The following is a 15,385-nucleotide window of genomic DNA, read 5'->3' as shown; positions in this document are numbered from 1 at the left end:
CGCGATGGCGGTGTGTCAGTTGAAAACTACTGATCAGGCACACCGCCATCGCGAGCAAGCCCGCTCCCACACAAGCCCGGCTCTCACACGGGGTTTAAATTCGGATGAAAGTACCGGTGCTTTTAAGGATGTTCTGCAGGGTTTGCTCAACTTCTGCCAGGTCCGACGCGGCGGTGCTGTGGGTGATCGTGAGCGGTTCGTTGCCGCCCAGTGCATCGGCATCGCCTGCAGCCAGCTCGATCAGCAACGTGGTGTCACTCAGCGTGACCTTCAGCCCTTCAACGGGCACGGGATCGTTGTAGTCCCAGATCAGATCCACGTCGTCTTCATCAGGGTAACGGGAAAGCATGAACATCTCGCCCTGTTCGCTATGGCAGCAGAGCATTGCCATGTTGTCTTCTTCGTCATCGCAGGGGTTGACGATCAAGTGGGCAGTGATCAATGGGGCAGTCCTCGGAAAGCAGCGCAATTGGGCGCCAAAGTCGCAATTTTGCCATTGTCCAAGTGTTTGCGCTGTAGTTAATCGGGTTGCGCCGCGCAAGTGTCAACCCAAGGCGGCGCCTGGTTCGGTTATGGCTTTAAGATAATAGTTTTAAGCACGCCTCCGACTGGCGGCAGCGCTTTACCCAAACCTGCCGTTAATATAGGTTTGATTGCGCTGAAGACACCGAAGGTGATTCGGTCGGTGGCGCCAGGACGCCCGTGCACTTTGTCGTCGATGCCAATACCCGTTTTTATAGCACCGGAGGTGACACTCAGGCCGGTTAGCAAAATACCGACGGGAGGAAATATCACACCCAGCGGGGTGAGAAACAGAAGCCCTGTGTCGAGTATCTTGAGGGCCTTAATCAGGGTTTTTTTTGTGAGGTCACTATTCAGTACGAACTGATCGCTCGTGCTGACTTTCATTACGTTTTCTGTACGCTTTTGAAGTTCCTTGAAGGGATCCCCTTCAACCTTGTCCCCGCCAAATACATCACCTTCTTTCCAATAATCCTGTGTTTCAAAGTACTCCACCGCGCCCGGATCTTTAATTCTTGCGCGAATCACCTTCAGTTGATCGTCGAACCCGCGGTGTAAAAGGGATGAGGAGAGATCCTTGGGCGAAAAGTGTTGCCTGAAGACGTTGGCCTTGTCCTCGTCTCTTAACTCGTTTGCCAGCCATTTGTTCATCGCGCCAGGTGACTCAAACGTGTGAAGGGGCGATGAGTTTCCTGGAATGAATAAAACCGTCTTTTGAGTGTTGATGTCTCGCGTATAAAAAATGTTCGTAGAACGCGACCCAACGAATGTCAGAAATCTGGTTTCCAGATTAGGCGCTGCCACGTAGGGCTTATTCAGTGTGCTGCCGTTAAAATCCATATAGCTCTGGTTAGGCGGTACGCCAGCCAAATGCATAGCTATTTTTCTGCCTTCTTCATCCAGCGACTGTTCGTGATGTTGGATGTGCGCCGATTTCATATAGGCGAGCTTGTTGAGTTTCGTATAGGACTCACGCGTGTCGTTATGCGACCAATAAAAGCTCAGGTATTCGTCGTAGGGCTTTTTATACGCATGCACCTTTACCATTTCCTTGAACGCTTTCGGGGGAATGGGCTGCAGTTGGTCTTTCCCGTAGGTGTCTGGGGCGTCAGCCGAAGGCTCGGTGTAAATCCCGGTGTAATATTCGTTAAAGGTACCCGCATTCGATGTTTTAAACGTCCCATTTTCGCCAGGGGCGCTGGTGTGCAGTGAATAGGGCTGGACCTCGAACGAAGTGCTTGGTGTGTTTGAGCGAGCTTCGTGTTTGAAGGACATATTGGGAGGTCTTTGGGTCCCTTGAACATTTAAGCGTGCAGCGTCAGCCAGTGACATTTTTTGCGTGATGACCGCTTTATGAGGGGTGGTGTATTTGTTATAAGCAAACGTTATCAGATAGGTTTTTTCCGGGTCCACATCAACGTTCCAGCGTTCCTTGACCTGAGCGTTAACGTGAACGGCCGTATGTTGGCTTGGGGACTTTAATGACTTGTAGTTGCCAATTGCCGCGCTCTCGACGGCATTGTTTCTAAGCAGCGGCCCGGCAAAATAGGCGGGTGATGCGCCTTCGGAGGGGAGCGTTTGGTTATGGGCTCCCACTTTTATATCCAGGATGAAATTTGGAAAGCGCCATGCCCCGAATGTCACGAGGTTGGGGGCACTTTCAGTTTCATTTTGAAGGGCGGGCAATAAGGCTGGCGCAGGCGTGGTGTTCGATGGGGCGATTATCATGTATAGCATTCACTATATAGAAAGTTTGCCATCCTTGGTGAGGCTGCACCCTGCGAGCGGCCACTTAGTGTCCAGTAGCCCAATGTTGTCGGTGAGTGCGTAGAGTGATTGGTAAACCGACGCAAGTTGGGTCCATTAGGGTTATCTATTGCCAGAGTCTAAAAAAACTATCGCGGATGCGTCTGAGAGTCGTTGGCTCGCTGCAACCTTCGAAGGCTTGTCTGCCCTTGACCGAATATGTCGCCGTGCAGCAAGCAAAGTGCTTGCTGCAGTCGTTAAGCTGGTCGGTGGATGTGCCTCTGCCAGGATTCTGACCTGCCCGTCATTTCGTCGCCTGCCGAGCGCTGCATCCGATGTGACCTGATTGTCTTGTCCAGCTTCACCCACCTGTCACCCTGATTCGTTTATGGTTAGCCCTATCGCTACGACGAACAGCGCTGACGGTCTTCCCCGCGAGGGGATAACGCGCGACGCTTCCATCAATAACAAGCCCAAGCGGAGTACCACAGATGGCGTTCTTCACCGCAGCCAGCAAGGCCGACTTTCAGCACCAACTGCAAGCGGCACTGGCGCAGCACATCAGTGAACAGGCACTGCCACAAGTGGCGCTGTTCGCTGAACAATTTTTCGGCATCATTTCTCTGGACGAACTGACCCAGCGTCGCCTTTCCGACCTGGCCGGTTGCACGTTGTCTGCCTGGCGCCTGCTTGAGCGCTTTGATCACACCCAACCGCAAGTGCGCGTCTACAACCCCGATTACGAGCGTCATGGCTGGCAGTCGACCCACACCGCGGTCGAAGTGCTGCACCATGACCTGCCATTTCTGGTGGACTCGGTACGTACCGAGCTGAACCGTCGTGGCTACAGCATCCATACCCTGCAAACCACCGTGCTCAGCGTACGCCGTGGCAGCAAGGGCGAGCTGCTGGAAATCCTCGCCAAAGGCACTCAGGGCGAAGGCATCCAGCAAGAATCGCTGATGTACCTGGAAATCGACCGCTGCGCGAATGCCGCCGAACTGCACGTGCTGAGCAAAGAGCTTGAGCAGGTACTAGGCGAAGTGCGCGTGGCCGTGGCGGATTTCGAGCCGATGAAAGCCAAGGTCCAGGAGCTGCTGGCCGGCGTCGACGCCAGCCAGTTCGTGATCGACGGCGAAGAAAAAGCCGAGATCAAAAACTTCCTGGAATGGCTGGTGGGCAACCACTTCACCTTCCTCGGTTATGAAGAATTTGTGGTACGTGACGAGGCGGATGGCGGTCATATCGAATATGACGCCGATTCGTTCCTCGGCCTGACCAAGCTGCTGCGCGCCGGCCTTACCGCTGAAGACCTGCGCATCGAAGACTACGCGGTGGCCTACCTGAACGAGCCGGTTGTGCTGTCGTTCGCCAAGGCTGCGCACCCAAGCCGCGTGCATCGCCCGGCTTACCCGGACTACGTGTCGATCCGCCAGATCGACGCCGACGGTAAAGTCATCAAGGAATGCCGTTTCATGGGCCTCTACACCTCTTCGGTGTACGGCGAAAGCGTGCGCGTGATCCCTTACATTCGCCGTAAAGTGGCCGAAATCGAACGCCGCTCGGGCTTTCAGTCCAAGGCTCACTTGGGTAAGGAGCTTGCGCAGGTCGTTGAAGTGCTGCCGCGCGATGACCTGTTCCAGACCCCGGTTGACGAGCTGTTCAGCACCGTGATGTCGATCGTGCAGATCCAGGAGCGCAACAAGATCCGCGTGTTCCTGCGCAAAGACCCGTACGGTCGTTTCTGCTACTGCCTGGCCTACGTGCCGCGCGACGTTTACTCCACCGAAGTGCGCCAGAAAATCCAGCAAGTGCTGATGGATCGCCTGAAAGCCTCGGACTGCGAATTCTGGACGTTCTTCTCTGAATCGGTGCTGGCCCGTGTGCAGCTGATTCTGCGGGTGGACCCGAAGAACCGCCTGGACATCGACACGCTGCAACTGGAAAAAGAAGTGATACAGGCTTGCCGCAGCTGGCAGGACGACTATTCCAGCCTGGTCATCGAAAGCTTTGGCGAAGCGCATGGCACCAACGTGCTGGCCGACTTCCCGAAAGGCTTCCCAGCCGGTTACCGCGAGCGTTTCGCGGCGCATTCGGCCGTGGTCGACATGCAGCACCTCAATAGCCTCACCGAAGCCAACCCGCTGGTGATGAGCTTCTATCAGCCGCTGGGCCAGGTCTCGGGCCAGCGCGAGCTGCATTGCAAGCTTTACCACGCCGATACGCCGCTGGCGCTGTCCGACGTGCTGCCGATTCTGGAAAACCTCGGCCTGCGCGTGCTGGGTGAGTTCCCGTACCGCCTGCGTCACGCGAATGGCCGTGAGTTCTGGATTCATGATTTTGCGTTCATCGCCGCCGAAGGCGTGAACCTGGACATCCAACAGCTCAACGACACGCTGCAAGACGCGTTTGTGCACATTGTTCACGGCGACGCCGAGAACGATGCGTTCAACCGCCTGGTGCTGACTGCCGGCCTGCCATGGCGCGACGTTGCGCTGCTGCGTGCGTATGCGCGTTACTTGAAGCAGATTCGCCTGGGCTTCGACTTGGGTTACATCGCCAGCACCTTGAACAACCACACCGACATCGCCCGCGAGTTGACCCGGTTGTTCAAAACCCGCTTCTACCTCGCGCGCAAGCTCAGCGCCGATGACCTGGAAGACAAGCAGCAACGCCTGGAACAAGCCATCGTTACCGCCCTGGACGACGTTCAGGTGCTCAACGAAGACCGCATCCTGCGCCGTTACCTGGACCTGATCAAAGCGACCTTGCGCACCAACTTCTACCAGGCGGATGCCAACGGCCAGAACAAGTCGTACTTCAGCTTCAAGTTCAACCCGCACGCGATTCCTGAATTGCCGAAGCCGGTGCCCAAATTTGAAATCTTCGTTTACTCGCCGCGTGTCGAAGGCGTGCACCTGCGCTTTGGCAACGTGGCGCGTGGTGGCCTGCGCTGGTCCGACCGTGAAGAAGACTTCCGCACCGAAGTGCTCGGCCTGGTAAAAGCCCAGCAAGTGAAGAACTCGGTGATCGTGCCGGTGGGCGCCAAGGGCGGCTTCCTGCCGCGTCGCCTTCCGTTGGGCGGCACCCGGGACGAGATCGCGGCCGAGGGCATCGCCTGCTACCGCATCTTCATTTCCGGCCTGTTGGACATCACCGACAACCTCAAGGACGGCGCCCTGGTGCCACCGGCCAACGTCGTACGGCATGACGACGATGACCCGTACCTGGTAGTCGCCGCGGACAAGGGCACGGCAACCTTCTCTGACATCGCCAACGGTATCGCCATCGACTACGGTTTCTGGCTGGGCGATGCGTTCGCCTCCGGTGGTTCCGCCGGTTACGACCACAAGAAAATGGGCATCACCGCCAAGGGCGCGTGGGTGGGTGTGCAGCGTCACTTCCGTGAGCGCGGCATCAACGTGCAGGAAGACAACATTACCGTGGTCGGCGTCGGCGACATGGCCGGTGACGTGTTCGGTAACGGCCTGTTGATGTCCGACAAGCTGCAACTGGTCGCGGCCTTCAACCACCTGCATATCTTTATCGACCCAAACCCGAACCCGGCGACCAGCTTCGTCGAGCGCCAGCGCATGTTCGAGCTGCCGCGTTCGGCGTGGACCGACTACGACGCCAGCATCATGTCTGAAGGCGGCGGGATCTTCTCGCGCAGCGCGAAAAGCATTGCCATTTCGCCACAGATGAAAGAACGCTTCGACATCAAGGCCGACAAACTGACCCCGACCGAACTGCTGAACGCCTTGCTCAAGGCGCCGGTAGACCTGTTGTGGAACGGCGGTATCGGTACGTACGTCAAGGCCAGCACTGAAAGCCACGCCGACGTGGGTGACAAGGCCAACGACGCGTTGCGCGTGAATGGCAACGAGCTGCGCTGCAAGGTCGTGGGCGAGGGCGGTAACCTCGGCATGACCCAGTTGGGGCGTGTGGAATTCGGCCTGAATGGCGGCGGTTCCAACACTGACTTCATCGACAACGCCGGTGGCGTGGATTGCTCCGACCACGAAGTAAACATCAAGATCCTGCTCAACGAAGTGGTGCAGGCCGGTGACATGACCGACAAGCAACGCAACCAGTTGCTGGCGAGCATGACCGACGAAGTCGGTCACCTGGTGTTGGGCAACAACTACAAGCAAACCCAGGCCCTGTCCCTGGCCGCGCGCCGTGCCTACGAGCGTGCTGCCGAGTACAAACGCCTGATGAGCGACCTGGAAGGCCGCGGCAAGCTGGACCGCGCCATCGAGTACCTGCCGACCGAGGAGCAGCTCAGCGAGCGCGCTGGCTTGGGCAAGGGCCTGACGCGTCCGGAGCTGTCGGTGTTGATCTCCTACAGCAAAATCGACCTCAAGGAAGCCTTGCTCAAGTCGCAGGTACCGGATGACGACTACCTGACCCGTGACATGGAGACCGCGTTCCCACCGAGCCTGGTGGCCAAGTTCGGCGAGGCGATGCGTCGCCACCGTCTGAAGCGTGAGATCGTCAGCACCCAGATCGCCAACGACCTGGTCAACCACATGGGCATCACCTTCGTGCAGCGGCTCAAAGAGTCGACCGGCATGAGCCCGGCGAACGTGGCGGGCGCTTATGTGATCGTGCGTGACATTTTCCATCTCCCGCACTGGTTCCGTCAGATCGAAGCCTTGGACCACCAGGTGTCGGCCGACGTGCAACTGGAACTGATGGACGAGCTGATGCGCCTCGGCCGTCGCGCTACGCGCTGGTTCTTGCGCAGCCGTCGCAACGAGCAAGATGCTGGCCGTGACACCGCGCACTTCGGTCCGCACCTGGCCGCGTTGGGCCTCAAGCTCGACGAACTGCTCGAAGGTCCGACCCGCGAAGGCTGGCAGACCCGTTACCAGGCTTACACCGAAGCGGGTGTACCGGAGTTGTTGGCACGCATGGTCGCAGGGACGAATCACCTGTACACCTTGTTGCCGATCATCGAGGCCGCCGACGTGACCGGGCATGACGCCGCCGAAGTGGCCAAGGCCTACTTCGCCGTCGGCAGCGCCCTGGACCTGCCGTGGTACTTGCAGCAGATCAGCGATCTGCCGGTGGCCAACAACTGGCAGGCCCAAGCCCGCGAGGCCTTCCGCGACGACGTGGACTGGCAGCAACGCGCGATCACCATCTCTGTGCTGCAAATGGCCGACGCGCCACACGACATGGAAGCCCGCGTGGCCCTGTGGCTTGAGCAGCACCAGGACATGGCTGATCGCTGGCGCGCGATGATGGTGGAAATTCGTGCCGCCGTCGGCACGGACTACGCCATGTATGCGGTTGCCAACCGCGAGTTGCTGGACCTGGCGTTGAGTGGTCAGTCGGTACTGCTGCAACCGGCTTGATCCCTCGGTAAAACAAAAGCCCCCGTATCGTGAGATACGGGGGCTTTTTGTTGGGGCACTGTTTATTACCTGGCACCACACCTGCAATCAGGGCGTGGTGAAGGCCACATTACTCGGCGGTACCTGTCTGGCGCGCCTTGTTCTGCTCGGCTTGTGCTATTGCCATGAAATCGTACGTTGGAAAGAATTCCGTTTGGTAAACGCCCCAGGCGGTGTTTTCTATCGCAAGGTTTACTTCTGCCAGGCGCGATGCCGGCAGCCGCAACACCACGACCTGCCCGATGCCCATCGTGATGTTCCAACTCACCACTTCGACGCCGGCAGGCGGGAATACTTTGTGAAACGCCTGCTGGGCAAGCTGGGTTTTCAACGCGCCCAGCGGCCGAGATTGATCGTGTTTAAGAAAGACCGTCAACATGACGGCGTTATCAGCGGTGGCGGCGACATTTTTTGCCGGGGCGGCGGCGGCCTGTGCGCTGACGGTACCGGGCAGCAGAAGGGTCAGCACCAGCGGTATTAAAAGTGACTTGGCGCAGGCGGAAATATTCATCTTCATGTACCTGGTTCCTTATTGTTTTTTGATCGGCGGTTTGGGCGTTGTCAATCAGTTTGAAAGGCTGGTTTTTATCGGGCCGTCATAAGGCGCGTGCACCACATAAATGCGCACGAGTGGTTGGTTGGCTACCATGTCGCGAGGGACTTCGCGAGAGTAGGTAAATTCGCTGTTATCAAGTTTTTCGAGCCTTCTGACAATGGTTCTGTTCGGCCCTATGTCGGGGACCAGGATGTGCGTTTTCTTGTCGCCGGTGACCAGAAAGTAGCCGCCGCCGCCATTCGCGTGTTTCGACAGCCCGGTATCGGTGTAGAAAAATTCATAGCGGTTGCGCTGTGGGTCCCACATCGATATGCCTACCACGCCGGGGTAATTCGCCTTGACGTCCGTCTCGGGCGCCCCTTCGACATACACCTTGGTGGTTAGCCATCGCTCGGAAGAGGCCAGCGCATAAATATCCGGTTCCAGCGCAACGGGCGTCGCGTAACTGTCGGACAGGCTGAATACTCCCGATAACAAGAGCCCAGCAACCATAATAGTGAGTCTTCGCATTTCCAACTCCTGGCGTTGTAATTTTTTATAAGTGCGTAAAGATATTAGTTGGGAAAGTTTGAATTTCTCAATAGCTACGTATCTTTCTGAAACAGTTGCGCGAATGTTAGGTTGAATATAGAACTTGGATGAAAGTAAGTTCTGATACTCATGTAGGCTTCTTCTTGAATATTTTGATTTCCAATGGCGGGTTGGAATTTTTATCGCTTATCATCCGTCGCCTGACACGCGAGGTGATGCATGGACCAGCCAGGATTGACCACCGACCCAACAGGGCTGACGCACTGCGCTTGGCGCACGGCTGCGCCTGAGTACTTGCGCTACCACGACCACGAATGGGGCGTGCCGGTGGCGCATGATATTCGGTTGTACGAAAAGGTTTGCCTGGAGGGGTTTCAGGCGGGCATGGCGTGGATCACCATTCTGCGCAAGCGCGAGCAGTTTCGGGCGGCCTTTGCAGGCTTTGATTTTCGCAAGGTCGCACAATTTGGCGAGGCCGATATTGAACGGCTGATGCAAAACCCGGGCATCGTGCGCAACCGCGCGAAAATCGTCTCTACGATCAATAACGCACGCAGGGCGTGTGAGCTGGTGGATGAAACCGGGTCACTGGCGCGATGGCTTTGGGCGTTTGAGCCCGCTGAAGACGAGCGCCCAGCCGTGGTGGATATGGCCTATTGGACCGGCAACCCGACGTCACCGGCTTCGGTGCGATTGTCCAAAGCCTTGAAGAAGCGCGGCTGGACCTACGTCGGCCCGACCACGATGTACGCACTGATGCAGGCAACGGGTATGGTCAACGACCATCTTGAAGGCTGCTGTTGTCGCCTGCGAATCGACAGGCTCCGCCAGCAATTTTCTCGCCCATGACGCTCAGCCAAACCAGCGCTGGGCCAGTCAGTGGATCAGCCGACCGGGCTACTGCTATCGGGAGCAAGCCCCCTCCCACATTTTGATCTTTATTGGCTGTGGTATTTGCGTTTGCCCGTCGCAACAACATCTGGATGAATGCTGCCTCTGTGGGAGAAGCCCCCTCCCACATTTTGATCTTTATTGGCTGCGGGATTTGCGTTTGCCCGTCGCAAAAACATCTGGATGAATGCTGCCTCTGTGGGAGCAAGGCCCTCCCCACATTTTGATCTTTATTGGCTGCGGTATTTGCGTTTGCCCGTCGCAAAAATACCTGGATGAATGCTGCCTCTGTGGGAGCAAGCCCCTTCCCACATGAAGCATGTTGATCAGGAAAGGAAACCACCGTCTACGTTCAGCGAAACGCCGGTGGTGTAGCTCGATGCGTCGCTGGCCAGGAACAACACCGCGCCGGCCATTTCGCTAGGGTCGGCCACACGTTTAAGCGGGATCTGCGCCAGGGCCATTTTCAGGATCGCATCGTTTTTCACCAGCGCCGAGGCGAATTTGGTGTCGGTCAGGCCGGGCAGCAGGGCGTTGCAACGGATACCAAAGGCTGCGCATTCCTTGGCAAACACTTTGGTCATGTTGATCACCGCGGCCTTGGTCACCGAATAGATACCCTGGAACACGCCCGGCGAAACGCCGTTGATCGACGCCACGTTGATGATGCTGCCGCCGCCGTTCTCGCGCATCAGCTTGCCGGCTTCTACCGACATGAAGAAATAACCTCGGATATTCACGTCAACCGTCTTCTGGAACGCGCCGAGGTCGGTGTCGAGCACATTGCAGAATTGTGGGTTGGTCGCGGCATTGTTGACCAGAATATCCAACCGGCCAAACTGTTCGCGGATGCCGGCGAACACCTGAGTGATCTGCTCCATTTCGCCGATATGGCACGCCACCGCAGTGGCTTTGCCGCCGCCTTCGATGATCGCATCCGCCACGTGCTGGCAGCCTTCGAGCTTGCGGCTGGACACAATCACATGCGCGCCTTGCTGGGCCAGCAACTTGGCGATGGCCTCGCCAATACCGCGGCTGGCGCCGGAAACAAAAGCGATTTTGCCGTCGAGGTCGAACAGGTTGGTCTTGGACATGGGGGTTCCTTTTTGTGTGCGATCAGAGCGCGGATTTGCCGATGACGTTCAGGCTCATCTGCTCCAGCAACGCGTTCATGTGGATGAACTGCGCAAAGCGTTTGTCTTGTGTCTGGCCATGGAAGAAGCGGTAATAGATCTGCTGCACAATACCGGCCAGGCGAAACAGGCCGTAGGTGTAGTAAAAGTCGACATTGTCGATCTGGATGCCCGAGCGTTCGGCGTAGTAATCGACGAACTCGCGGCGGGTGAGCATGCCGGGGGCGTTGCTCGGTTGGCGACGCATCAGTTGCACCGGCGCAGGGTCGCAGGCTTCGATCCAGTAGGCGAGGGTGTTGCCCAAGTCCATCAGCGGGTCGCCGAGGGTGGTCAGTTCCCAGTCCAGCACGCCGATGATCTGCATCGGGTTGTGCGGGTCGAGAATCACGTTGTCGAAGCGGTAATCGTTGTGCACGATGCTTGAGGTCGGGTGGTCGGCCGGCATCTTGTCGTTGAGCCACGCACGCACGGCTTCCCAGCGCGGTGCGTCGGGGGTCAGGGCTTTTTCATAGCGCTCGCTCCAGCCGCGAATCTGCCGTTGCACGTATCCTTCAGGCTTGCCCAGGTCCGCCAGGCCGCACGCGTTGTAGTCGACCTGATGCAGCTCGACAAATTTGTCGATAAAGCTCTTGCACAGTGCCTCGGTTTTGCTCGCATCCAAACCCAGTTCAGCCGGCAGGTCGGAGCGCAGGATGATGCCGTTGACGCGTTCCATCACATAGAACTCGGCGCCGATCACCGACGCGTCGGTGCAGTGCACGTAGGCCTTGGGGCAATACGGAAAACCGTCTTTTAGCTGATTGAGAATGCGGTACTCGCGGCCCATGTCGTGGGCAGACTTGGCCTTGTGGCCAAACGGCGGGCGCCGCAACACAAATTCCTGGCCCGGGTATTCCAGCAAATAGGTCAGGTTCGACGCGCCACCGGGGAACTGGCTGATCTTGGGCGTGCCGCTCAAGCCCGGAATGTGCGCTTTGAGGTAGGGATCGATGAGGTTGGCATCAAGTTCTTCGCCAGCGCGAATCTGCGTCGATTGGTCGTTCAGCGCCATACTTATCCCTTCTGCTTATTCTGTAGGCCTTGGACTATTGGTTAATCTAATGCGCAGCACCGCCCAGCGACAAGGTCGGGGCGGCTTAATAGGTTAGCGTGTTGGCGCACGATCAGCGTGCCTGATCGGTCATTTATGCAACGCTCAGTTGCGTGCGGGTAGCGCCACTGGCGTCAGTACCGCACGGCCAGCGAAATATTCCACCAGGTTGTCGGCCACGCGCTGCACGGTGTCATGCGCCGCGTCCGGCGACAGCCCGGCCACATGCGAGGTGAGCACGGTGTTGCTCAAGTGCTTGAGGGCGTCGGGCACTTTAGGCTCGTCGTCGAACACATCCAGCGCCGCGCCGCCAATGCGCCGTTGCTCAAGGGCCGACACCAGGTCGGCGGTCACGACGACGCTGCCGCGCCCGATGTTCACCAGGTAGCCGTTCGGCCCCAACGCGTCCAGCGCGTGGCGATCAATCAAATGGCGAGTACTTGCACCGCCGGGGGTGGCGAGTATCAAAAAGTCGGCGGTGCGCGCCAACTCCACGGCGGTGGCGCAGTAGGTGTAGTCCACATCATCGCGCGGCTGACGGTTGTGATAACTCACCTGCATGCCGAAGCCGAGGGCAGCACGTTTGGCGATCTCCATGCCCACCGCGCCGAGCCCGAGAATGCCCAGTTGCTTGCCGCCCAGGGAAGGGCGCATCACCTTCGGCCATTCGCTGCGGCGCACCGCTGCATCGGTCTGGGGAATGCCGCGCACCAGCGACAACAGCAGCGCCATCGCGTGATCGGCCACCGTCGGCGCATTCACCCCGGCGCCGTTGGTGACGACGATCCCGCGATTGCTCGCCGCTTGCAGGTCGACGTGTTCGTAGCCGGCACCGATCACGCAGATGATTTCGAGCAACGGCAGCGCGGCGATTTCTTCGGCATACAGGCCCAATGGTCCACGCGTTACAACGGCCTTGATTTGCCCGCCATGGGCCTTGATCGCCTGAGCTCGCTCTGCGGGCGTGGGCGCCAGAATCACATGAAAGTCATTACTCTCGATGATTGGCAGGTAGTCGTTAATGGTTTCAACCAGGACCAGAACAGTGGTGGGCATCGGAAGGCGCATCCTGAAGGGCTTTAGAGGATGAGTATGCGGTATTTGTAAGAAGCAGCGTTTTGTTGAGGTAAAAAACTTTCTTCTTTCGTAAGGTTTTTCTGAATTTACCGACCGTTCATCCAGCACAGGTTTTCTGCGAAAGGCATTCCTAGCAGGCAGGAACGTGCGCGTGTGACGTGCTATCTGGCAGCAGAGTGTTTCGCACTGCATCGAGGAATTCGTCTGATAAGCCATTGCCGCGAGTCGCACGAGAGAGGGTCAGGGCGCCGATCATCATCGCGTACCTGGCCAGCGAGGCCTGGCGGTCTTCATCCTCAAGCTGCTCAAATATCCCCAGCGAGTGTTCTACGCCTTCGATAAACGCGTGCTGCAACATTGTGCCGGCAGGCTCGTAGCACATACCGGGGGTAAACGCCGCTATTGCGCAGCCATCGCCCGGGTTGTCGCGATGGGCTGGCGATAAGTACGCGTGCAGGATGGCGTCGCGCGCGGCCGCAGAATCATCACTGCGGCTGATGTTTTCCTGCCAGCCCTGGTTCGATTTCTCGAGTGCACGTTGGCACGCTTCGATGGCGAGGGCTTGCTTGGACGAAAAATGCCCGTAGAAACCACCGTGGGTCATGCCGGCAGCGGCCATGACTTGCGACAAACTGATGCCGTGCAGGCCGCGCTCGCGGAATAAATGGGTGGCGGCCTCGACGATGATTTCGCGGTTGAGATCGGCTTGTTTGCGGGAAACGCGGGGCATGGCGGGGCTCTCAGGGTCAAGGCTGCACGGCCGGAAAGTGCAGGGTTGGCGGGGGTTTCAAACAGCATTGCCGGGCGAGGCCGGGGCGTCCGCCAGCCGCAGGTTGGCGGCGATGTAGAACCCCAGGGTTTTGCGGTTTTTTACCTGATACTCACAGGGCACCAGTGACGTGTTGGTCAATTGCGCGGTTTCCAGCACGTGTATGACCAGCATCCGCTTGCCGCCCGAGCGCAGGCGCACATATTGGCCAGGCTCAAAGGTGCTCATGGGCGTGTCTCGGCGACGACCAGCGGTTTGGCTTCTGCCCATGCGCCGCCCAGCGCGGTGTACAAATTCACCTCGGCAACCAACTGCGCCAAACGATCAGTGATCAATGCCTGTTGGGAGGCGAACAGCGAACGTTGTGCGTCGAGAAACACCAGGTTGCTGTCGACGCCGAGGCGATAGCGGCGCTCGGCGAGGTTGTAATAGTTCTGGTTCGCCGCCACCAGGTCGCGTTGTGCATTCAATTGCTCGTCATAGGTCTTGCGTGCTGCCAAGCCGTCGGCGACTTCGCGGAACGCGGTCTGAATCGCCTTTTCATACTGGGCGACGCTGATGTCTTTTTGCAGTTTGGAGTAGTTGAGGCTGGCGCGAAGGCTGCCGGCGTTGAAAATCGGCAGGCTGATCTGCGGCTGAAAAGTCCAACTGCCGGAGCCGCCTTTGAACAGGCTAGACAGCTCGGCACTCGACGCGCCCGCATTCGCGGTCAGGCTCACACTCGGGAAAAATGCTGCGCGGGCCGCACCAATATTGGCGTTGGCCGCTTTAAGTTCGTATTCGGCTTGCAGAATATCCGGACGTCGTTGCAGCAGGTCCGAGGGCACGCCTGACGGCATCTGAGCCACCAGGTCGCTGGCCAGCGGCCTTGCCGGCAACGACGCCGGCAACGCGCCCCCGACCAACAGGGTCAGGCTGTTGAGGTCCTGTGCCACTTGGCGTTGATAACGTGCGAAGTCGGTACGCGCGCTTTCGACACGGGTTTGTGCCTGTGCCGCATCCAGCGAAGACGAGACGCCTGCCTGCAGGCTGCTGGTGGTCAAGCGCAGGCTTTCCTCGTAAGACTCCAGGGTCTCGCGGGTCAGCCCCAACAGCTCCTGGTCGGCGCGCCAGGTCAGGTAGGCATTCGCCACATTCGCCACCAGGCTCAATTCAGCGCTGCGTTGTGCTTGCTCGGTGGCCAGGTACTTCTGCATTGCCTGTTCACTGAGGCTGCGGATACGCCCGAAAAAATCCAGTTCATAAGAACTGATGCCGAGTGTCGCCGAATACGTCGAGCTGATCGACGGCTTGCCGGTCTGCGTGATGCTGGCCGGCAAGCGCTGACGGCTGCCGCTGCCATTCGCCGAAATAGCCGGGAACAGGTCGGCGCGCTGGATCTGATACTGCGCCCTGAACGCCTCGACGTTCAGCGCGGCAACGCGCAGGTCGCGGTTATTGGTCAAGGCCGCCTGAATCAATTCCTGCAATGCCGGGTCGTGAAACAACGTGCGCCACCCTTGCCTGGCAGCCGCTGCATTCACGGTTTTAGCCGAATCGCCATACGCCGGGCCTTGCGGAAACTGCGCGGCTACCGGCGCGTCGGGCTGGTGATAGTCGGGGATAAGCGAACAGCCGCTCAGCAGCAGTGCAACTGTCAGCAAAGACAAAGGAAACGTGTTCATTGAC

General features: G+C 58.3%; 12 protein-coding genes. 2 read left to right on the top strand and 10 right to left on the bottom strand.

What is annotated here, in order from left to right; translation table 11 throughout:
• Positions 1-94: 94 nt before the first annotated feature.
• Both ACOZK9_RS05415 and ACOZK9_RS05410 read right to left on the bottom strand, forming a co-directional pair.
• Positions 95-391, bottom strand: a complete 297-nt coding sequence (locus tag ACOZK9_RS05415) for a hypothetical protein (RefSeq protein ID WP_152748410.1) — start codon at positions 389-391, stop codon at positions 95-97.
• A 179-nt stretch (positions 392-570) separates the two neighbouring features.
• Complete coding sequence (locus ACOZK9_RS05410; protein WP_152748406.1) at positions 571-2,250, bottom strand: dermonecrotic toxin domain-containing protein; 1,680 nt, start codon at positions 2,248-2,250, stop codon at positions 571-573.
• A 509-nt stretch (positions 2,251-2,759) separates the two neighbouring features.
• Here ACOZK9_RS05410 and ACOZK9_RS05405 point away from each other — a divergent pair.
• Positions 2,760-7,631, top strand: coding sequence for an NAD-glutamate dehydrogenase (locus ACOZK9_RS05405; protein WP_421555405.1), 4,872 nt, complete (start codon positions 2,760-2,762; stop codon positions 7,629-7,631).
• A 109-nt stretch (positions 7,632-7,740) separates the two neighbouring features.
• Here the strand turns inward: ACOZK9_RS05405 and ACOZK9_RS05400 are convergent, their stop codons facing one another.
• Both ACOZK9_RS05400 and ACOZK9_RS05395 read right to left on the bottom strand, forming a co-directional pair.
• A complete protein-coding gene (locus ACOZK9_RS05400; RefSeq protein WP_421555413.1) occupies positions 7,741-8,181 on the bottom strand; it encodes a hypothetical protein in 441 nt (146 codons plus the stop codon).
• Between the two features lie 54 nt (positions 8,182-8,235).
• The gene (locus ACOZK9_RS05395; RefSeq protein WP_421555404.1) at positions 8,236-8,736 is read right to left on the bottom strand and encodes a DUF4822 domain-containing protein; all 501 of its coding nucleotides are present in this window, start codon (positions 8,734-8,736) and stop codon (positions 8,236-8,238) included.
• 240 nt (positions 8,737-8,976) lie between these two features.
• On the opposite strand from ACOZK9_RS05395, the gene ACOZK9_RS05390 reads away from it, so the two are divergent.
• On the top strand, positions 8,977-9,606 hold the full coding sequence (locus ACOZK9_RS05390; RefSeq protein WP_152748403.1) for a DNA-3-methyladenine glycosylase I: 630 nt from the start codon (positions 8,977-8,979) through the stop codon (positions 9,604-9,606).
• A 368-nt stretch (positions 9,607-9,974) separates the two neighbouring features.
• Here the strand turns inward: ACOZK9_RS05390 and ACOZK9_RS05385 are convergent, their stop codons facing one another.
• The 6 genes from ACOZK9_RS05385 to ACOZK9_RS05360 all read right to left on the bottom strand — a co-directional run bounded on the left by ACOZK9_RS05385 (position 9,975) and on the right by ACOZK9_RS05360 (position 15,381).
• A complete protein-coding gene (locus tag ACOZK9_RS05385) occupies positions 9,975-10,742 on the bottom strand; it encodes an SDR family oxidoreductase (RefSeq protein ID WP_058411229.1) in 768 nt (255 codons plus the stop codon).
• A 22-nt stretch (positions 10,743-10,764) separates the two neighbouring features.
• The gene (locus ACOZK9_RS05380; protein ID WP_122250811.1) at positions 10,765-11,832 is read right to left on the bottom strand and encodes a phosphotransferase family protein; all 1,068 of its coding nucleotides are present in this window, start codon (positions 11,830-11,832) and stop codon (positions 10,765-10,767) included.
• A gap of 144 nt (positions 11,833-11,976) precedes the next feature.
• Positions 11,977-12,927 (bottom strand): 2-hydroxyacid dehydrogenase, encoded by a 951-nt coding sequence (locus ACOZK9_RS05375; protein WP_058411227.1) that lies wholly within the window; start codon positions 12,925-12,927, stop codon positions 11,977-11,979.
• A gap of 151 nt (positions 12,928-13,078) precedes the next feature.
• The gene (locus ACOZK9_RS05370; RefSeq protein ID WP_152747077.1) at positions 13,079-13,678 is read right to left on the bottom strand and encodes a TetR/AcrR family transcriptional regulator; all 600 of its coding nucleotides are present in this window, start codon (positions 13,676-13,678) and stop codon (positions 13,079-13,081) included.
• 57 nt (positions 13,679-13,735) lie between these two features.
• On the bottom strand, positions 13,736-13,945 hold the full coding sequence (locus ACOZK9_RS05365; RefSeq protein ID WP_058411225.1) for a hypothetical protein: 210 nt from the start codon (positions 13,943-13,945) through the stop codon (positions 13,736-13,738).
• Positions 13,942-15,381 carry an efflux transporter outer membrane subunit gene (locus ACOZK9_RS05360; RefSeq protein ID WP_152748401.1) on the bottom strand — a complete coding sequence of 480 codons (1,440 nt, stop codon included), beginning with the start codon at positions 15,379-15,381 and terminating at the stop codon, positions 13,942-13,944. The genes ACOZK9_RS05365 and ACOZK9_RS05360 overlap by 4 nt, the downstream gene beginning before the upstream one ends.
• Positions 15,382-15,385: the final 4 nt, after the last annotated feature.

It is taken from the genome of Pseudomonas kitaguniensis (assembly GCF_049199985.1).
GTDB lineage: Bacteria > Pseudomonadota > Gammaproteobacteria > Pseudomonadales > Pseudomonadaceae > Aquipseudomonas > Aquipseudomonas kitaguniensis.
The sequence above is the reverse complement of the archived record's forward strand: the minus strand, read 5'-3'. Positions and strand labels throughout refer to the sequence as shown.